16 protein-coding genes are annotated in these 20,524 nt (G+C 64.0%); 15 read left to right on the forward strand and 1 reads right to left on the reverse strand.

Going from position 1 to position 20,524, the window contains the following annotated elements; genetic code table 11:
* Nucleotides 1-84 precede the first annotated feature (84 nt).
* Genes alaS through mltG form a run of 3 tightly spaced genes read left to right on the forward strand, consistent with a single transcriptional unit; the run spans nt 85 to nt 4,454 of the window.
* Nucleotides 85-2,766: an alanine--tRNA ligase gene (gene alaS, locus H3U89_RS07445; RefSeq protein WP_198179773.1), complete on the forward strand. Its 2,682-nt coding sequence runs from the start codon at nt 85-87 to the stop codon at nt 2,764-2,766.
* Nucleotides 2,767-2,774: 8 nt separating this feature from the next.
* On the forward strand, nt 2,775-3,257 hold the full coding sequence (gene ruvX, locus H3U89_RS07450; RefSeq protein WP_198179771.1) for a Holliday junction resolvase RuvX: 483 nt from the start codon (nt 2,775-2,777) through the stop codon (nt 3,255-3,257).
* Nucleotides 3,258-4,454, forward strand: a complete 1,197-nt coding sequence (gene mltG / locus H3U89_RS07455) for an endolytic transglycosylase MltG (RefSeq protein WP_198179769.1) — start codon at nt 3,258-3,260, stop codon at nt 4,452-4,454.
* 30 nt (nt 4,455-4,484) lie between these two features.
* Here the strand turns inward: mltG and H3U89_RS07460 are convergent, their stop codons facing one another.
* Nucleotides 4,485-4,958 (reverse strand): peptidase A24, encoded by a 474-nt coding sequence (locus tag H3U89_RS07460; RefSeq protein WP_198179767.1) that lies wholly within the window; start codon nt 4,956-4,958, stop codon nt 4,485-4,487.
* A 62-nt stretch (nt 4,959-5,020) separates the two neighbouring features.
* On the opposite strand from H3U89_RS07460, the gene aroC reads away from it, so the two are divergent.
* From aroC to H3U89_RS07520, 12 genes are all read left to right on the forward strand, one after another.
* Nucleotides 5,021-6,214 (forward strand): chorismate synthase, encoded by a 1,194-nt coding sequence (aroC, locus tag H3U89_RS07465; RefSeq protein ID WP_198179765.1) that lies wholly within the window; start codon nt 5,021-5,023, stop codon nt 6,212-6,214.
* Nucleotides 6,215-6,227: 13 nt separating this feature from the next.
* Entirely contained in the window at nt 6,228-7,859 is a 1,632-nt protein-coding gene (locus tag H3U89_RS07470) for a bifunctional shikimate kinase/3-dehydroquinate synthase (protein ID WP_198179757.1), read from the forward strand.
* 3 nt (nt 7,860-7,862) lie between these two features.
* A complete protein-coding gene (aroQ, locus tag H3U89_RS07475; RefSeq protein WP_198179755.1) occupies nt 7,863-8,333 on the forward strand; it encodes a type II 3-dehydroquinate dehydratase in 471 nt (156 codons plus the stop codon).
* Nucleotides 8,330-10,873, forward strand: a complete 2,544-nt coding sequence (locus H3U89_RS07480) for an excinuclease ABC subunit UvrA (protein WP_198179753.1) — start codon at nt 8,330-8,332, stop codon at nt 10,871-10,873. Before aroQ ends, H3U89_RS07480 begins: the two co-directional genes overlap by 4 nt.
* A gap of 65 nt (nt 10,874-10,938) precedes the next feature.
* Nucleotides 10,939-12,603, forward strand: coding sequence for a CTP synthase (locus H3U89_RS07485; protein WP_198179751.1), 1,665 nt, complete (start codon nt 10,939-10,941; stop codon nt 12,601-12,603).
* A 259-nt stretch (nt 12,604-12,862) separates the two neighbouring features.
* A complete protein-coding gene (gene sufB / locus H3U89_RS07490; RefSeq protein WP_081581024.1) occupies nt 12,863-14,317 on the forward strand; it encodes a Fe-S cluster assembly protein SufB in 1,455 nt (484 codons plus the stop codon).
* Nucleotides 14,317-15,543, forward strand: a complete 1,227-nt coding sequence (sufD, locus tag H3U89_RS07495) for a Fe-S cluster assembly protein SufD (protein ID WP_198179749.1) — start codon at nt 14,317-14,319, stop codon at nt 15,541-15,543. Before sufB ends, sufD begins: the two co-directional genes overlap by 1 nt.
* A gap of 1 nt (nt 15,544) precedes the next feature.
* Nucleotides 15,545-16,324 carry a Fe-S cluster assembly ATPase SufC gene (gene sufC, locus H3U89_RS07500; RefSeq protein ID WP_198177736.1) on the forward strand — a complete coding sequence of 260 codons (780 nt, stop codon included), beginning with the start codon at nt 15,545-15,547 and terminating at the stop codon, nt 16,322-16,324.
* 21 nt (nt 16,325-16,345) lie between these two features.
* Entirely contained in the window at nt 16,346-17,620 is a 1,275-nt protein-coding gene (locus tag H3U89_RS07505; protein WP_198179747.1) for a SufS family cysteine desulfurase, read from the forward strand.
* 60 nt (nt 17,621-17,680) lie between these two features.
* Complete coding sequence (sufU, locus tag H3U89_RS07510) at nt 17,681-18,268, forward strand: Fe-S cluster assembly sulfur transfer protein SufU (protein ID WP_198179745.1); 588 nt, start codon at nt 17,681-17,683, stop codon at nt 18,266-18,268.
* Complete coding sequence (locus H3U89_RS07515) at nt 18,265-18,987, forward strand: metal-sulfur cluster assembly factor (RefSeq protein ID WP_198179743.1); 723 nt, start codon at nt 18,265-18,267, stop codon at nt 18,985-18,987. Before sufU ends, H3U89_RS07515 begins: the two co-directional genes overlap by 4 nt.
* A gap of 101 nt (nt 18,988-19,088) precedes the next feature.
* Nucleotides 19,089-20,405 (forward strand): uracil-xanthine permease family protein, encoded by a 1,317-nt coding sequence (locus H3U89_RS07520; protein ID WP_198179741.1) that lies wholly within the window; start codon nt 19,089-19,091, stop codon nt 20,403-20,405.
* Nucleotides 20,406-20,524: the final 119 nt, after the last annotated feature.

Raw genomic sequence — 20,524 nt, forward strand, 5'->3', positions numbered from 1 at the left:
CCTGTTCGCACCCCGGACAACCGAGTCATTTGGACGACCCGTTATCCCCTCGGCGTTCACCGGGTCTGAAGGAGCAGAAGCAGCATGCGCACATCGGAAATCGCCAAGCGTTTCCTCGATTATTTCCAGGACAAGGATCATCTGGTGGTTCCCTCCGCCTCCCTGATCTCGCCCAATCCCACCACGCTCTTCACCATCGCCGGCATGGTCCCCTTCATCCCCTACCTGCTGGGGGAGCAGACCCCGCCCAGGAGCCGTATGGCCAGCAACCAGAAGTGCGTGCGCACCCTGGACATCGACGAGGTGGGCAAGACCACCCGTCACGGCACCTTCTTCCAGATGCTGGGCAACTTCTCCTTCGGGGACTACTTCAAAGAGGAGGCCATCCACTATGCCTGGGACCTGCTGACCAAGCCCCAGGACCAGGGCGGCTACGGCTTCGACCCCGAAACGATCTGGGTGACCACCTACACCGACGATGATGAGGCCCGCTCCCTGTGGAAGAACGAGGGCTTCGACCCCGAGCACATGGAGATTCTGGGCATGGAGGACAACTTCTGGACCACCGGCGGCCCTGGCCCCGGCGGCCCCTGCTCCGAAATCTATGTGGACCGCGGTCCTGCCTATGGCAAGGAGGGCGGCCCATCGGCCGACGAGAACCGGTACATCGAGATCTGGGATCTGGTCTTCGAAAACTACGAGGTCGACAACGTACGCTCCAAGACCGACCTGCACATCGTGGGCGAGCTAGAGCACAAGAACATCGACACCGGCGCCGGCCTGGAGCGCCTGGCCTATCTGCTTCAAGGCAAGCAGAACATTTACGAGACCGACGAGGTCTACCCCGTCATCCAGGCTGCCGAGAGCCTGTCTGGTCGGCACTACGGCGACGATGCCCAGGATGACGTGCGCTTCCGTGTGGTGGCCGACCATGTCCGCTCGGCCCTGATGATCATGAGCGACGGCGTCCGCCCCAGCAACGTCGGCCGTGGTTACGTATTGCGCCGTCTGCTGCGCCGGACCATCCGCTCCATGAAGATGCTGGGCGTGGACCAGGAGGTCCTGCCCCAACTCTTCCCAGTCTCCAAGGATGCGATGGCCCCCAGCTACCCAGAGCTCAACGACACCTTCTCCGAGGTGGCCGAATCGGCCTATGGCGAGGAGCTGGCCTTCCGTCGGACCCTGGACAAGGGAACCACCATTCTGGATACGGCCGTCAACAAGGCCAAGAGCGGGAAGGGCGAACCCGAGGTCTCCGGCAAGGATGCCTTCACCCTGCATGACACCTACGGCTTCCCCATCGAACTGACCCTGGAGATGGCCTCCGAGCAGGGCGTCAAGGTGGATCAGGACGAGTTCCGGAAGCTCATGAACGAGCAGAAGTCCAGGGCCCGCGCCGATGCCATGAAGAAGCGGCACAACGTGGATCTGAGCGTCTACGACGATATGCGCAAGAACCTTGACGAGCCTCAGGTCTTCCTGGGTTACACCGACTTCTCCAGCCGCTCGACCGTCCTGGGCATCATCCAGGAGGGCAAGGGAGCGGTTCCGGCCGTCAAGGCGCCCGCCCAGGTTGAGGTGATTCTGGACCGCTCTCCCTTCTACGCCGAGGCCGGCGGCCAGCTGGCCGACCAGGGGGAGATACTGACCGACGATGGGGCCGTACTGGAAGTGGACGACGTGCAGAGGCCCATCAAGGGGCTGACCATCCACCGCTGCCGACTGACCGAAGGAACGCTGACCCTGCAGGCCAAGGTCACGGCAACCATCGACCGGAACCGGCGCGGTGCCATCGCCCGTTCGCACACCGCCACGCACATGGTCCACAAGGCCCTGCGAGAGGAACTGGGTCCCCAGGCCACGCAGCGCGGTTCCGAGGATGCACCCAACAGGCTGCGTTTCGACTTCCAGTGGTCGCAGGCCCCCAGCCGCCAGGCCATGGATGCTGTGGAAGCCCGTGTCAACGATCGTCTGCGGGACAACCTGGCCGTGACCGCTCAGGAGATGAAATACGACGACGCCATCGCCCTGGGCGCCATGCACCTGTTCGGGGAGAAGTACGGCGACGTGGTCCGTGTGGTCTCGATCGGCGAGGACGGCTGGAGCCGTGAGCTCTGCGGGGGAACCCATGTGGACCACGTGGGCAAGATCGGCGCGGTCTCCATCATGTCCGAGGCCTCGGTGGGCACCGGCGTCCGTCGTGTCGATGCCGTGGTGGGTCAGGGGGCCTACGAATACAACGCCCGTGAGCACGCCCTGGTCTCTCAGCTCTCCGACAAGCTCAACGCCCGCCCTGACGAGCTTGAGTCCAGGATCTCTGCCCTGCTGGCCAAGCTCAAGGAGTCCGACCGCCGACTGGCGGCCACCTATGAGCAGCAGATGGCCCAGGCTGTGCCCGAGTTGGCCAACCAGGCCCTGCATGCTCCGGGCGAAGTCAAGATCGCATCCCGGAATATGGGGCATTTCGGCTCGGTCGATGCCCTGCGCAAGGCGGTGACAGACCTGAGGGGCCGCATGGGCGATGAATATCCCGTTGTGGTCGCCTTGGCCGGAGTCAGCGAGGATGAGAAGCCAGTCATCTTCGTAGCCACCAACCAGGCGGCCCGTGACCGCGGTCTCAGGGCTGGCGACCTGGTCAGGACGGCCTCCAGGGTCCTGGGAGGAGGAGGCGGCGGCAAGCCTGACTTCGCCCAGGGCGGCGGCCAGGATGCTTCGGCCATCGATCGGGCCTTGAAAGACCTGAGTGATCAGGTCCGAGAGGGCTGAGCTCTCCCGTGGGATCACAGACAGCCGTGTGGCTGGGGGTGGATCTTGGCGAAGCCAGGGTGGGTCTGGCCCTGTCGGACCCGGAGCTGACCCTGGCCTTTCCCGCCGGTAATATCAGGGTTCAGGGCGACTACTTTCAGGCCCTGGACCAGGTGGAAGACCTGATTATGGACAAGTGCGTGTCCCGAGTCGTGGTCGGACACCCCCTGCTTCTGAGCGGCCAGGCTGGTCGCAGTGCCAAAAAGGCGGCCCGTTGGGTGCGTGCCCTGACCAGTCGTCTGCAGGAGGATGCACACGATGCTGGCGTTGCCCCTGAGCAGCTGCCCAGTGTAGTATTGCGAGACGAACGACTGACGACCGTCAGCGCCCATCGTCAGCTGTATGATGCCCGCGTGGACGGGCGAAGACATCGTCCCGTGGTCGATCAGCAGTCCGCTGTTGTGCTGTTGCAGTCGGCCCTGGACGACCAACGTGCCGACAAGGAGTGCTAATTGGCCGACGACATGCAGGATTTCTTCCAGGACAAGGTCCAGTGGGTTGCCGACGGGCAGGCCCCGGTTTCCGCTATGCCGCCGCGTCCTCCTCGTTCACGTCGTGAGATGCGCCGTCGGCGGGAGAGACGCAAACATCGCAAGCAGATCATGATCGTCATCGTCACCCTGGCTGTTGTGCTGGCCACCTCCTGCGTGGTGATTCTGATGGGCGGACTGCGCCATGGCGCCCCACGGATCGTAGCCACCAAGGAGGTCGCCCCCGACTATCCAGGCCCGGGCGGACAGCCCCTGGAGTTCACGGTCGAGAGTGGCCAGGGGGCTGATCAGGTGGGTGCCAACCTGGTCAAGGCCGGGGTGGTCAAATCCACGGCTGCCTTCCTGCACGCCATCACCAGCACACAGTCCGAATCCAGGCTCCTGCCCGGCACCTTCGATCTGCGTCTGCGGATGAAGGCCTCTGACGTGGTGGCCATTCTGACCGACCGAAGCAAGGCCGGAGGGTTTTTGCAGGTGAGGGCCGGCGAGCGGGTCCGCGATGTGGTCGCCCGGGCCGCCCAGCTCTCCGGGGTTCCGCAGAGCGAATTCGACGCCCTGATCCAGGCCAAGGGCGAGGACATCCTGCCCCAGGAGGCGCAGGGCAACTTCGAGGGTTGGCTGCAGCCTGGCGAGTACGACGTACGCAAGGCAGGTTCGGCCAAGGCCATCCTGGGCAACCTGGTCTCCAAGCGGATCGAGCACCTGGACCAGTTGGGCGTGCCAGGTGGCCAGGAGCGGCAGACCATACTCAACACGGCCTCCATCACCGAGGCCGAGGTCAACAAGTCGGAATACTACAGCAAGGTGGCCCGGGTCATCGATAACCGATTGGCCAAGGGAATGCCCCTGGGCATGGACAGCACCGTGGCCTACTCCAACAATGTCTCTGCCTTGAAACTGACCGATGCCATGCTGAAGAATGCCAACGACCCCTACAACACCAGGGTCCATCAGGGTCTGCCACCAGGCCCCATCGGCAGCCCGGGAGACGAGGCCATCCAGGCGGTCATGCACCCCGAGTCAGGCGATTGGCTCTATTTCGTGACCGTCAACATGGACACGGGAGAGACCAGGTTCAGCGACAACCCGGATCAGTTCAACCGCGACGTCAAGGAGTACAAGGCCTGGGAGTCCCAGCACAACGAGCAGGGCAGGTAGCGCCTTGTCCCTGGATCCCAGTTGCCGGTCCTAGAGGGCTTCGATGATCAGGGCCACCACCGCTGCGGCCAGGATGACCGGGACATAGGCCAGCGAGAGAGGGCTGTCTGTCCTGGCCGACCCGCGACGACGAACCAACCAGACCAGAGCCAGGGCAGCCAGCCCCAGCAGGCCCATCATCAGCCACCAGACCAGGATGGCCGTCCATCCCAGAACAGACAGGCTCAGGGCCACCAGACCCGTTGCCGTCACATCGCCCAGTCCCAGGGCGCCGGGTCGGACCAGGGCCAGCAGGAGCTGAAGGCCTGTACATGCCAGAGTCAGCAGCAGGCACTGCGCCAGCAGCATAGGACGACCCTGGATCAGGGAGAAACCCAGCAGGGTCACAGCCTGCAGCACCAGTCCCAAGAGCACCAGAAGACGTGGGACTCGCCGGAAGCGGATGTCGATCAGGGCCAGGAGGAGGGCGGTCAGCAGTCCCGGCGCTGGGATGAGGTAGACCATCTTCTAAGATAATCATAGGTAGCCCTAACCTGGCAAACGAGGAACGAACGAGGAGCTTGAATATGTTGCGCTGGCAGACGGCAGGGGAATCCCACGGAGAGGCCCTAGTGGCCATGATGGAGGGTCTGCCCGCAGGGGTCGCCGTATCCACCAAGGATATCGAATCGGCCCTGGCCCGTCGTCGGCTGGGCTATGGTCGCGGGGCTAGGATGGGCTTTGAGCAGGACAAGGTGCGTCTGCTGACCGGAGTCAGGCATGGACGCACGCTCGGTTCACCGGTGGCCATCGAGATCGGCAACACGGAGTGGCCCAAGTGGGAGCGCATCATGAGCGTGGACGAGCTGCCTGCTGATCAGGAGCCCCCGGCGACCGGTCGCAACGCCCCCCTGACCAGGCCCAGGCCCGGTCACGCCGATCTGACCGGCATGCGCAAGTACGGGTTTACGGATGCGCGTCCGGTCCTTGAGCGCTCCTCTGCCAGGGAGACCGCATCCCGAGTGGCACTGGGATCGGTGGCCGCCGACTTCCTGCAGCAGGCCCTGGGGATACGGACCGTTTCCCATGTCATCTCCATAGCCGGGGTCGGCCTGGAGGGGCATGAGGTCACGCCCGGCCCTGAGGACGGACCCGCCCTAGATGCCTCTCCGGTCAGGACCCTGGACAAGGATGCCGAGAAGCGGATGATGGCCAGAATCGACCAGATCAAGAAGGACGGCGACACCGCCGGTGGGGTCTTCGAGGTCATTGCCTATGGTGTGCCTGCGGGGCTGGGCACCTACGTGGAGGACGACCGACGTCTGGATGCGGCCCTGGCCAGCGCCTTCATGGGCATTCAGGCCATCAAGGGCGTGGAAATCGGCGATGGATTCAGGGAGGCTGACCGCCCGGGATCACAGGCCCATGACGAGATGGAGCCCGGTCCTGACGGTACCATCCGCAGACTCAGCAACCATGCAGGCGGTCTGGAGGGTGGCACATCCAATGGCCAGCCCATCAGGGTCAGGGCCGCCATGAAGCCCATCTCCTCGGTGCCCCGGGCCCTTCGCACGGTGGATGTGGCCACCGGCCAGCCTGCCCAGGCCATCCATCAGCGTTCCGATGTGACCGCCGTGCCTGCCGCCGCGGTGATCGGCGAAGCCATGATGAACCTGACACTGGCGCGCTTCGCCTTGGAGAAGTTCGGCGGTGACTCGCTCGAGGAGGTTCGGCGCAACGCCCAGGCCTACCTCAAGTCCTGGCCCGAGCATCTGCGGTGAGGGGCGGAATCGCATGATTGAAAGCAGCAGTATGCCCAGGGCCGTCGTCATCGGCATGCCGGGTGCGGGCAAGACCCGGCTGGGCAGGGAGACGGCCGCCCTGATCAAGGCGCCCTTCCGGGATACCGACCAGTGCATCGAACAAGAAGCAGGTCGGTCGGTCAGCGAGATCTTCGACACTCAGGGCGAGCAGGCTTTCCGTGAAATGGAGACCCGGGCGATCCAGGACCTTTTGAAGGATTTCCCCGGCGGCATCCTGTCCCTGGGGGGAGGGGCTCCCATGAGCACCGAGGTCTTCCAGGCGCTGCAGGACTATCGGCGGGCAGGCGGTGCTGTGGTCTACCTACAGATCGACCCGGAGGAGGGGGTCAGCCGGGCGGCACGGTCGGATCATCGCCCCCTTCTTCGCGGCGGCGCATCGGAGCGCTGGATGGCTCTCTATCGCGAGCGCCGCAGCGTCTATCAGGAGCTGGCCACCATCACCCTCAAATCCAGGAACACCACCCCCCGGGCCCTGGCCAGACGGCTGGCCGATGCCCTGACTGAGCGGGTGGTTCACGTCAGCGGTCCCGACCCCTACGATGTGAGGATCGGCGCCGGGGTGACCGGGCGACTGCATGAGTTGCTTGGAGACCAAACCATGAGGGTGGCCCTGATTCATACCCAGCCTGTCCAGCGCCATTCCGACCATGCCCGGGCCCTACTTCGCCAGGCCGGGTATCAGGTGGTGGATCTGACCATTCCCGACGCGGAGGCCGGCAAGACCATCCAGGTCAGCCAGGGTATCTGGGAGCGCCTGGCAACCGAAGGCTTCACCCGTTCCGACGCCGTGGTGGGACTGGGCGGGGGAGCGGCCACAGACCAAGCCGGGTTCATCGCCGCCACCTGGATGCGGGGCATCCGTTATGTGAACTGCCCCACCTCCCTACTGGCCATGGTAGATGCCTCCACCGGCGGCAAAACCGGCATCAACCTGGAGCAGGGCAAGAATCTGGTCGGCAGCTTCTACACTCCAGCAGGTGTCCTGGCTGATCTGCGGACCCTGCGGACCCTGCCCAATGAGATCTTCGTAGAGGGGCTGGGCGAGGTGGCCAAGTCCGGTTTCATCATGGACGGCGGCATCCTGCGCGAGTTGGAGGAGCGGGCCGAATCCCTACGCGCCTTTGACGGTCAGGAGTCCGACCAATGGCTGGGCACGGTGGTCCAGGATCTGATCGAACGCACCGTCGAGGTCAAGGCCCGGCACGTTTCGGTGGACCTCAAGGAGTCCGGCCTGCGGGAGTTCCTCAACTATGGGCACACCCTGGGCCACGCCATCGAGAAGATCGAACATTTCACCTGGCGGCATGGTCAGGCCGTGTCCGTGGGCATGGTCTTCGCAGCCGAGCTGGCCAGGATCACCGGCCATCTGGATCAGGAGGCGGTCGACTACCACAGGAGGCTTCTGTCTTCGCTGGGACTGAGAACCTGGTGGAATGGGGGAGATTTCGATCAAGTGTTGGCCCTCATGCATCGGGACAAAAAGGCCCGTGGCAACAAGTTGCGGTTTATCATTCTTGATGGTTTGGGCAAACCCACCCACCTGGACGACCCGCCGGTCTCGGCGATCAAGGAGGCCTTCCAGGCCATACGCAAGGAGGAATGACAGATGGCGGATGCCGACAAGGGCAGGCGGAAGGTTCTGGTGGTCAACGGACCCAACCTGGGTCGGCTGGGTGTGCGCGACCCCGATGTCTACGGTCGTCAGGATCTGGCGACGCTGACCAGGGATTGCGAAGACTGGGGTCGGCAGCTGGGTCTGGATGTCCAGGTGCTGCAATCGGACGACGAGGGCCAGGTCATCCGCTGGATGCATCAGGCCGTGGACCAGGGCAGCGCGGTGGTACTCAACCCCGCCGCCTTCACCCACTACAGCTATGGACTTGCCGATGCCGCCGTCCAGGTCACCCAGGCAGGGCTGCCGCTGATGGAGGTCCATATTTCCAATCCTTCATCCCGGGAGGCCTTCCGCCGACGCAGCGTCATCTCGCCGGTGGCAACCGGCACCATCACCGGCATGGGTTTCTACGGCTACAGGCTGGCCCTGGAAGCTGTGGCCCACCTGCTGGAGAACGCATGAGCGAGAGCGGGGAGACCGGCAGGAAACTCCCCGCACCGCCCAAGGCCATCCTTGTCCGCGGCGCCAGGGTCCACAACCTGCGCAATCTGGATGTCGACATTCCTTTGAACCACCTGGTGGGCATCGCCGGTGTCTCGGGCTCCGGCAAGTCCTCCCTGGCTCTGGGGGTCCTCTATGCCGAGGGTTCCCGGCGCTACCTGGAATCCCTGTCCACCTACACCAGGAGGCGGATGACCCAGGCCCAGCGCCCACAGGTGGACTCGGTGCGTTTCCTGCCCCCCGCACTGGCCCTGCGTCAACGCCCGGGCGTGGGCGGCATGCGCTCCACCTTCGGCACCGCCACCGAGCTGCTCAACGTGCTCAGGCTGATGTTCTCCCGGCTGGCCAGCCACGTCTGCCCCAATGGCCATCGCCAGGAGCCCACCCTGGCTGTGGCGGCCGAGATGCCCATCACCTGCCCGATCTGCGGCGCTACGGTGGAGCCTCCCAGCGCCGAGGAGCTGGCCTTCAACTCCCTGGGAGCCTGCCCCACCTGCCAGGGGACCGGGACTGTGCGCGAGGTGGACGACGCCACCCTGGTTCCCGACGACAGCCTGACCATCGACCAGGGGGCCGTGGTGCCCTGGCGGACCTTCGGCTTCAACGTACAGCCCGACATCGTTCGCGAATTCGGAGTCCGCACCGACGTGCCCTGGCGGGATCTGACCGATCGGGAGCGGAAGATCGTCTTCGAGGGGCCGGCCGAGAAGAAGCACATCACCATCACTTCGATTAAGGGTGTCCACGAGCTGGACTTCACCTTCCGCAACGCACGGCTGACAGTGACCGAGGAGCTCAAGAGGGCCAACGATGACAAGCGCCTGGCCAAGGTCGCCAAGTTCCTGACCGAACGGACCTGCCCGGACTGCAAGGGCACCCGGCTCAACCAGCGGGCGCGTCTGCCCGAGATCAACGGGGACAACCTGGCCGAGGTCACCTCATGGCCCCTGGATAAGGTGCTGGACTGGGGTCGGAAGCTGCCGCCCACGCTACACGAACCCATGCGGCCCATGGCCTCGGCCCTCTGCAAGACCCTGGACGAGATGGGCAGGCGGTTGATCCAGCTGGGACTGAGCTACCTGACCCTGGACCGCTCCAGCGCCTCCCTGTCCACAGGGGAGCGGCAGCGGGCCCAGTTGGCCAGGGCCGTGCGTAACGAGACCACCGGCGTGCTCTATGTGCTGGATGAGCCCTCGACCGGCCTGCATCCTGCCAACCTGGAGGGGCTGATAGGGGTCATGCGCGACCTGCTGGCCGACGGCAATTCGGTGGTTTTCGTCGACCACGACGTCAAGGTCCTGCAATCAGCCGACTATCTGATCGAAATGGGTCCCGGAGCAGGGGAGCGCGGCGGCAGGATACTTGCCCAGGGGACCCCTGAAAAAATCGCCGCTGATCAGGATTCCCGCATCGCCGGTTTTTTGGATGGCCGCGAGTCCGTTTTGGTACGGGACCGGCATCCCATGCCTGCAGGGAATGAGTGGATCCGCATGCAGTCAGGACCCATTCACACGGTCCATCCCCTGGACCTGGCCATTCCGCGTGGATGCATGACGGCTGTGACCGGCGTATCCGGCTCCGGCAAGACCACCATGATCCTGGAGTCGCTGGTCCCGGCCCTGCAGGCCCGCATCCAGGGCGACCCCATGCCCAAGCACGTGCAGAGTCTGGACCCGGCCGACATTGACAGGGTACGCCTGGTGGACTCCTCGCCCATAGGTATCAACGTGCGCTCCACAGTGGCCACCTACTCAGGGCTCATGGACCGGCTGCGCCGCCTCTTCGCGGCCACTGACCAGGCGAAAAGGGACAAGCTGGGCCTCTCGGCATTCTCATACAACACCGGCTCCCTGCGCTGCCCCCAGTGCGACGGAACCGGCCAGATCAGTCTGGATGTGCAGTTCCTGCCCGACATCCCCATCACCTGCCCCAGCTGTCATGGTCGTCGGTACCGTCCGGAGGCCGAGCACTACCGTCTGTCCACCCCGGCCCACCCTGAGCCGCTTAGCCTGCCGGATCTGCTGGCCATGGAGGTGGGCCGGGCCCTGGAGGTCTTCGCACAGGGCCGAGAGTACACAGCCATCCGCCGAGGCTTGCAGACCTTGAAGGACCTGGGCCTGGACTACCTGACCCTGGGGGAGGACACCCCCTCCCTGTCGGGCGGGGAGGCCCAGCGGCTGAAGCTGTCCAATGAGTTGGGCCGCAGGCAGAATGGCTCCATGTTCGTCCTGGACGAGCCGACCACCGGCCTGCATCCCCTGGATGTGCGTGTCCTGATCAGCGTGCTGGAGCGCCTGGTCAGCAAGGGGGCCACCGTGGTCTTCATCGAGCACGATCTGGACATGATCGCCAACGCCGACCATGTGGTCGATATGGGCCCGGGCGGCGGTGATCGAGGTGGAGGAATCGTGGCCCAGGGCGACCCCGAATCCGTGGCCCGCAACCCGCGCTCGGTGACCGGTCGCTACCTGGCCGACCACCTGCAGCTGAGCCGTCCCTGAATCCGACCTTCCTTCTCGAGTGTTGGCCGGTTTCTGGTCGCTCCTGCCTGATAGGCTGAAGTTCCATGGTCAGAGAACATGGAAATTCGCAAGGGCATATCACCAAACACATTTTCGTCACCGGCGGCGTGGTCTCTTCACTGGGCAAGGGACTTACCGCATCATCTCTGGGCCGACTGCTGAGAAGCCGCGGAATCCGCGTTCTTCAACAGAAGCTGGATCCCTACATCAACGTCGATCCGGGGACCATGAACCCCTTCCAACACGGCGAGGTCTACGTGACCGAGGATGGGGCCGAAACCGACTTGGACATCGGCCACTATGAGCGTTTCACCGACGTCTTCCTTTCCCAGAAGGCCAACGTGACCACCGGCCAGATCTACCAGTCCGTGCTGCGCAAAGAGCGGGCGGGGGAGTACCTGGGCCAGTGTGTCCAGGTCATTCCTCACGTGACCAACGAGATCAAGAGCCGCATGCGGGCCCAGGCCAGCGACGACGTGGATGTAATCATCACCGAGATCGGCGGGACTGTGGGAGACATCGAGTCCCAGCCCTTCATGGAGGCCGCCCGCGAGGTGCGTCGGGACATCGGCCCGGACAACTGCATGTTCGTCCATGTCTCCCTGGTTCCCTACGTGGCCGCCGCCCACGAGCTCAAGACCAAGCCCACCCAGCACTCGGTCATGGCCCTGCGCCAGCTGGGCATCGCCCCCGATGCCCTGGTGCTGCGTTCGGACCGGCCGCTCAACCAAGGCATCAAGGACAAGATCTCCCTGATGTGCGACGTGGATGCCGAGGGCGTGGTCAACTGCGTGGATGCGCCCAGCATCTACGACGTGCCCAAGATCCTTTATAAGGAGGGTCTGGACACCTACGTTGTGCGCAAGCTGGGGTTGCCCTTCCACGACGTCGACTGGAACGAGTGGGAGGACCTGCTGGACCGGGTCCACAACCCCCGCACCAAGGTGGCCATCGCCATCGTGGGCAAGTACATCGATCTGCCCGACGCCTACCTGTCGGTCATCGAGGCGCTGAAGGCCGGCGGTTTCGCCAACCGGTCCCAGGTCCAGGTCAAGCTGGTGGCGGCCGACACCTGCGAGACCATGGATGGCGCCCGGAAGGCCCTGGAGGGTGTCGACGGCATCGTGGTCCCCGGAGGTTTCGGCATTCGTGGCATCGAAGGCAAGATCGGCGCCCTGCGCTACGCCCGTGAGACCGGCCTGCCCGCCCTGGGTCTCTGCCTGGGACTGCAGTCCATGGTCATCGAGTTCGCACGCCACGTCCTCGGGCTGGAGGATGCCAACTCCTCGGAGTTCGAGCCCGACTGCGAGAACCCGGTCATCGCCACCATGGAGGAGCAGAAGGACATCGTGGCCGGCCATGGCGACATGGGCCACACCATGCGGCTGGGCGCCTACCCGGCAGTGCTCAAGCCCGATTCGCTGGTGGCCCGGCTCTACGGCTCCACCGAGATCTCCGAGCGTCACCGCCACCGCTACGAGGTCAACGTGGCCTACAAGGAGCGGCTGGACAAGGCCGGCCTGCACATCTCGGGCACCAGCCCGGACGGGCAGCTGACCGAGTTCGTGGAGCTCTCCCAGGACCAGCACCCCTTCTATGTGGGCACCCAGGCCCACCCGGAGTTCAAGTCCCGGCCCACCAAGCCGCACCCCCTCTTCACCGGCCTGGTCAAGGCCAGCCTGGAGCACGGAGGCCAGGAGGCGGCCTGAGGTCGATTCCTTGCGTACTCTTTCGCTATGATCGCCCGTTTCCCTCTCATAGGGAGGCGGGCGATTGTCCATATCGGCGCTTTGTCAAGAGGAGGGGTCGGATTCCTTAGAGAGCGTAAGCCCGGGTCTGGCGGTTCACCAGTGCCCCGGTTATCCTGTAATGGTGTGATCGGCCGCATATGGCGGCCGTGCGTGTGTTAGGAGGTCTCAGCTCGTGGACAGCACCTCGCAGCGGACAGACACATCGCGGGATGTGGAAATGAGCCAGTATGTGGCCGACCGCTCCCGCGTAAATGAAGAGAAAATCAAAAAAGACGACCAGATCATCTCCGAGTTCGGCGACTATACCTATGGCTGGCACGACTCCGACGATGCGGGGCGCAACGCCCACAAGGGCATCGACGAGGACGTGGTCCGGGCCATCTCGGCCGACAAGGGCGAGCCTGACTGGATGCTGCAGATGCGTCTCAAGGGCTATCGGGCCTTCATGGAGAAGCCCATGCCCAAGTGGGGCGTGGATTTGAGCGGGTTCGATGCCGACGACTTCAAGTACTACGTCAAGCCCTTGAAGGAGCAGGCCAAGGACTGGAAGGACCTGCCTGACGACATCCGCACCACCTATGACCGGCTGGGCATCCCCGAGGCCGAGAAGAAGCGGTTGGTCTCCGGAGTGGCCGCCCAGTACGAGTCCGAGGTCATCTACAACTCCATCCGCGACGACCTGCGCAAGCAAGGGGTCATCTTCCTGGATACGGATACGGCCCTCAAGGAGTACCCGGACCTCTTCCGCAAGTACTTCGCCACGGTCATCCCTCCGGACGACAACAAGTTCGCCGCCCTGAACACGGCGGCCTGGTCGGGCGGCTCCTTCGTCTACGTGCCCAAGGGGGTCCATGTGGACATCCCCCTGCAGGCCTACTTCCGTATCAACACGCCCAACATGGGCCAATTCGAGCGCACGCTGATCATCGCCGACGAGGGTTCCTACGTCCATTACGTGGAGGGCTGCACCGCACCCATCTATTCCACCGACTCCCTGCATGCGGCCAACGTGGAGATCGTGGTCGAGCCTCACGCCCGTGTGCGCTACACCACGGTCCAGAACTGGTCCAACAACGTCTACAACCTGGTCACCCAGCGCGCCTATGTACGTGAGGGTGGCACCATGGAGTGGGTGGACGGCAACATCGGGTCCAAGGCCACCATGAAGTACCCGGCCTGCATCCTGGCCGAGCCCTACGCCAAGGCCGAGACCCTCTCCCTGGGCTTCGCCGGCAAGGGCCAGTACCAGGACACGGGCGCCAAGATGATCCACCTGGCACCCCACACCTCCTCCACCATCGTCTCCAAGTCCATCTCCCGCAACGGGGGAAGGGCCGCATACCGAGGCCTGGTCAAGATCATCAAGGGCGCCGAGAAGTCCTCCTCCTCGGTGGTCTGCGACGCTCTGCTGGTGGACGACTACTCCCGCTCGGATACCTACCCGCATGTGGATGTTCGCGAGGACGATGTCTCCATGGCCCACGAGGCCACCGTCTCCAAGGTCTCCGAGGACCAGCTCTTCTATCTGATGAGCCGCGGCCTTGAGGAGAAGGAGGCCATGGGCATGATCGTGCGCGGGTTCGTGGAGCCCATCTCCCGGCAGCTGCCCATGGAGTACGCCTTGGAGCTCAACCGCTTGGTCGAATTGCAGATGGAGGGTTCGGTAGGCTGATGTCACAGAAGAGCGAAATAACCATTCCGCATGCGGATCCCAAGGATCCCTATGCTTTCCCGGCCACCATGCCGTCCAGCGCCGACAAGGAGCCCCGATCCTTCAATCCTGACGACTTCCCCATGCCCACCCGCAAGCAGGATGACTGGCGGTTCACCCCCATCGACCGGATGGAGGAGTTCTTCACCGTCTTCAATCCCAGCGGTCTGACCAAGGTCTCAGTCACCATGATCGACGGGTCCGAACCGCCCGCGGATCAGGTCAGCTTCAGCCGGATTCCCATAGATCAGACTCCCTGCGGCACCGTCCTCAAGCCCAGCGACCGAGCAGCCGCTGTGGAGTGGGCCAGCGGCAAGCAGGCGACCGTGGTCAACCTCAAGGGCACTCTGGATCAGCCCGTGCTGGTTCGCGTCATCGGCGGTGGCCCCGAGCTGGATGCCTTCCACCTGGTCATCAAGGCAGAGGCGGGCACCAAGGCCGATATGGTGGTCGAGCACCAGGGTCAGGCGCGTCTTGCCGAGGGCGTTGAAATCGACATCGGTGACAATTCGCGGATGTCGACCACCTTCATCCAGGAGTGGGACAAGGGCAGTAAGCATGTAGGCAACCACCGCATTCACCTGGGAGCCGAGGCCTCCCTGCGCCACTCTGTGGTCAGCTTGGGCGGCGATGTGGTGCGGCTGCGCATGGACCAGGACTTCGGCGGCGAGCAGGGCGACCTGAACATGCTGGGCATCTACTTCGTCGATCCCGGCCAGCACATGGAGCACCGGACCATGGTGGTGCACAACCATCCCAACTGCAAGTCCCGTGTGGTATACAAGGGGGCCTTGGACGGCATCGGCGCGCACACCACCTGGGTGGGCAACGCGCTCATTCAGCCCACCGCGCCTGGAACCGACTCCTACGAGCTCAACCGGAACCTGGTGTTGACCCCTGGGGCCATCGCTGATTCCGAGCCCAACCTGGAAATCGAGAACGGCGACATTATCGGGGCCGGCCATGCCAGTTCGGTCGGACGCTTCGACGACGAGGAGCTCTTCTACCTGCAGTCCCGCGGCATCCCCGAGCAGGAGGCCCGCAAGCTGGTGGTCCGAGGCTTCTTCGGCGAACTGGTGGAGGAGATCGACGTCCCCAGCGTCTCCGGGCACCTGATGGGGGTCATCGACCGCAGGCTGGCGGCCGGCGAGGATCAAGAGATGCAGCACGTTTTGGAGGAGAACTGACATGTCCACATTGGAAATCAAGGATCTGCACGTCTCAGTGGAGACCAAGGAGGGTCGCAAGCAGATCCTCAAGGGGGCCACGCTGACCGTCCACTCCGGCGAGACCCACGCCATCATGGGGCCCAACGGGTCCGGCAAGTCCACCCTGGCCTATACCTTGGCCGGCCATCCCAAGTATGAGGTGGATTCGGGCCAGGCCCTGCTGGATGGGCAGGATCTGCTCAAGATGACCCCGGACGAGCGGGCCAAGGCCGGGCTCTTCCTGGCCATGCAGTACCCGGTCGAGGTGCCCGGCGTGTCCATGACCAACTTCCTGCGTACCGCCAAGACCGAGGTCGACGGCAAGGCCCCGGCCATCCGCCAGTGGACCAAGGATCTGAACGATGCCATGAAGCGGCTGCGCATGGATCCCAAGTTCGCCCGGCGCTCAGTCAACGAGGGCTTCTCGGGCGGCGAGAAGAAGCGGGCCGAGGTCCTGCAGCTGGAGCTGCTCAAGCCCAAGTTCGCCGTCCTGGACGAAACCGACTCCGGTCTGGACGTGGACGCCCTGCGCATCGTCTCCGAGGGGGTCAACAGGGCCAAGGAGAACACCGGCATGGGCGTGCTCATGGTCACCCACTACACCAGGATCCTCAAGTACATCAAGCCTGACATCGTCCATGTCTTCGCCGACGGTCGCTTCGTGAAGACCGGCGGTCCCGAGCTGGCCGACACCCTGGAGGAGACCGGGTACGACCAGTACCTGCCCGAGGGCGCCGACTCGGAATCAGCCCTGGCCTGAGGATAAGGGAAGAGGTCTGCAATGGTCATCGATGACAGCATTCGGCAGCAGTTTCCGATTCTGGACCAGCAGGTGCATGGCCACCCCCTGGTATATCTGGATTCGGCTGCCACTGCCCAGAAGCCACTGGCGGTCATCGATGCCGTTCGGGACTTCTACCTGAAGGACAACGCAGGGGTGCACCGGGGCGCCCACGAACTGGCCGCCCGCAGCACCGTGGCCTTCGAGCATGCTCGCTCACGCGTGGCCGCCCTGGTCGGCGCAGAGGGCCAGGAGGGCGGCGAGGAGATTGTCGTCACAGCCGGGGCCACGGCTGCTCTGAACCTGCTGGCCACCGCCTTCGGCAACGCCAGCATGGGCCGCGGAGGCAAGGCGGCAGGTCGGTTCGCCCTGAAGCCTGGCGATGAAGTGGTGGTCAGCAAGGCCGAGCACCACTCGGTCCTCCTGCCCTTCCAGGAGCTCTGCTACCGGACCGGAGCAGTCCTCAAGTACTTCGATCTGGACCCGGAGGGCCGTATTCTGGCCGATACCGCCGACCAGGTCATCACCGAACGGACCAAGGTTGTCGCCGTCACCCACGTCAGCAATGTGACCGGTGCCATCACTGACATCAAGCCCATTGTCCGCCGTGCCCATCAGGTGGGTGCCCTGGTGGTGCTGGATGTGTGCCAGTCGGTGCCTCACCTGCCTATCGATCTGCACGCCATGGATGTGGACTTCGCCGCCTGGAGTGCGCACAAGATGTATGGCCCCACTGGCGTGGGCTTCCTCTATGGCCGCCGAGAACTTCTTGAGGCGTTGCCTCCGGCATCGTTCGGCGGATCCATGGTGGAACTGGCCTATCTGGACCGTCCGGCCAGCTATATGGATCCTCCGGCCCGGTTCGAGGCCGGCACCCAGCCGGTGGCCCAGATGATAGGTGCTGGCGCAGCCGCCGATTGGCTGATGGATCTGGGCATGGAGAACGTAGCCGAACACGAGAAAGCCATCACCACTGGTCTGTTGAGGCTGGGGGCGTTGGACGGGGTACGCATCCTCGGGCCGACCACTCCCGAGGGCCGGATCGGCACGGTCGCCTTCGACGTGCAGGGGGTCCATCCCCATGACGTGGGCCAGTATGTGGATTCGCGCGGCATTGCCATCCGCGTTGGACACCACTGCGCTCAGCCGGTCCATCGACACTTCGGTCTGATGGCCTCCAACCGGGCCTCGACCGGCGTGTACAATACCGTGGCCGACGCGGATGCCTTGCTGGATGCCGTCTCCGGAGTCCGCAAGTTCTTCCGGGTGGCATAAGGGTCTTCACCGGCAGCGCATCGACGGTTTTGGCAAAGACATACTGGTAGGTTTAAGGACATGGCGGATTTCGGGATGGATGACGAGGAACTGGAGCAGATGTACCAGGAGGTGATCCTGGACGCAGCCCGGGATCCTCACGGGCGTGTAGGGGATCAGGCTGATGGGGGAGAAGACTCTGACGGTGACGGCGTGACCATCAGGGTGGAGCACGAGGCCTGCCTGGCTGCCGAGTCCCACCAGTTCAATCCCACCTGCGGGGATCAGGCCACCATCCATGTGGAGGTGGCGCCTGGCGAGCAGGGAGGTCCCGACCTCATCCAGCGAATCGTCTGGCAGGGTTCAGGCTGCTCCATCAGCCAGGCCAGTCTGTCCATCATGGTGGATCTGGTCCAGGGGCAGACCGTTGACCATGCCATGGATCTGGCTGCCGACTTCCGCAAGCTTATGGAATCGCGCGGCGCTGGAATCGAGGACGAGAAGGCGCAGGACGCCCTTGGTGATGCCATGGTCTTCCAGGGCGTGTCCAAGTATCCCATGCGAATCAAGTGCGCCCTGCTGGGCTGGGAGGGTATGAAGGCCTCGGTGGCCCAGGCCCTGTCAGCTGGGCGAGAGAGCGACAAAGGTGAGAAGGAGGAGCAGGTATGAGTGGCAATACGAATTTGGTGCCCGAGCCCCAGGACTCCATCCTGGCCTCGGTGGGCAGGGCCATCAGCGATCCTGGCACGGCACAGGCTCTGGCCAGCAACCCCTTGGGCGCCGAAACGGTACTGAAATCGGCAGAGGGCGGTTCCATGCGCCAAGTCGATGGCCAGGCGGACAAGAAGTCCGGTTTGGCCAAGTCTGACGATCAGCCTGCCGACCAAGATGCCCCTGAAGTCACCCCTGAAAGTTTGTCAGCGGACCAGGGTTCGAATGACCACACCTCGGGCAGCGAGCCGGTCGCAGATAGCGAGGAAACCGCGGCCCAGAATGCCGCTGATGCTGAGGCTGCCGCTGAGGAGGCCATCCCTCTCAAGGCCGTCGACGACATCGGCCGGGCCACCGCGGAGGATGTCAGGGAGGCCCTGCACCAGGTCATCGACCCCGAGCTGGGCATCGATGTGGTCGACCTGGGGCTGGTCTATGGCATTGAAATCGACGAACTGGGAAGGGCCATCATCACCATGACCTTGACCACGCCGGCCTGCCCGCTGACTGACCTGATCGAGGACCAGTGTGCCAGTGTTTTGGCGGGCCTGGTCGAGGAGTTCCGCATCGACTGGACCTGGTCGCCGCGCTGGACCCTGGACATGATCACTCCTGAGGGTCGCGAGCAGCTGGCCGCCATCGGCTTCAACTTCGAGAACATGCCCACCTATCAGTGAGGCCATCCGCCCTGTAGACCAACCCGGGTCCTCCCATGCGAATATACTGATGATTCCGGTCCGCCGTGACCGGCACGGCGCACGAGAGAAAGCACAGTGAAATGGCATTGTCCATGGGCTGGAAACTGCACGGCGACGGGAAAACATTGGCTCCGGGCGAAGTGGTGGAACCCGATGAGCGACTCACATGGCCACGTACGGCTGGCATAGGTGCCCAGCATGTCATAGCCATGTTTGGCTCCACCTTCCTGGTCCCCATTCTGACCGGATTCGATCCCTCTACGACCCTCTTCTTCACGGCCATGTCCACGGCCCTCTTCCTGCTGATCAACCGCAACCGTCTGCCCTCCTACCTGGGCAGCTCCTTCGGCTTCATCGCCCCGGTCCTGGCAGTGACCACCGCCCACAAGGGTCTGGCCGTGGCCTCCTTCGGGATCATGGTCACCGGCGCCCTGCTCTTCCTGATCGGCCTGATCGTCCACTTCGCCGGTTCGCGATGGATTGATATGATCATGCCACCGGTGGTCAACGGTGCCATCGTGGCCATCATCGGCTTCAATCTGGCCCCCTCGGCCTGGAAGAACTTCAAGTCGGCCCCGCTGACCGCCCTGGTCACCCTGGTGGCCGTCATGCTGATAGCCGTGCTCTTCAAAGGTCTGATCGGCCGACTCAACATCCTTTTGGGCGTCATCGTCGGCTATATCTTCGCGGTCACCCAGGGCCAGGTCGACTTCGCAGCGGTGGAAAAGGCCGCCTGGTTCGGTCTGCCTCACTTCCACACCCCGCAGGCCGACCCGTCCGTCCTGGCCATGTTCATCCCCGTGGTCCTGGTCCTGGTGGCCGAGAACATTGGTCACGTCAAGTCCGTGGCCCTGATGACCGGACGCGATTATGACGATCAGATCGGCACCGCCCTGATGGCCGACGGACTGGGCACCACGCTGGCTGGGCTGGGCGGAGGCTCGGGCACCACCACCTACGCGGAGAACATCGGTGTCATGGCCGCCACCAAGGTCTACTCCACGGCCGCCTACTGGTGCGCCGCCATCTTCGCCTTCCTGCTCTCCCTCTGCCCCAAGTTCGGGGCCATCATCAACACCATTCCCACGGGCGTTCTGGGCGGGGTCACCACCATGCTCTACGGCATGATCGGCATGCTGGGTATCCGCATCTGGGTGGAGAACAAGGTGGACTTCGGCAAGTCCGTCAACATGACCGTGGGCGCCGTCGTCATGATCGTGGGTATCGCGGACTTCACCTTCGCGGTGGCCGGGGTCAGCTTCAACGGCATCGCCATCGGCTCTGTGGCCACGCTGGTCATGTACCACGGCCTCAAGGCCATCGGCCGCTGGCGTGGAACCATCGACCCGGACGACTACATCCATGAGCATTCGCAGGCCGTCTCCCAGGAGAGCTGATTGCGCCAGAGTCGCCCGACCCGCGATAGTTACTCGATACTCGAACGTTGTCTGCGGTCAGATATCGCCTGATGCCAAGGGTTGCCCGTTGCCAAGGTTTGCCTGATGCGGAAGATTGC

The organism is Bifidobacterium sp. W8104 (assembly GCF_016100735.1).
Lineage (GTDB): Bacteria > Actinomycetota > Actinomycetes > Actinomycetales > Bifidobacteriaceae > Bombiscardovia > Bombiscardovia choladohabitans.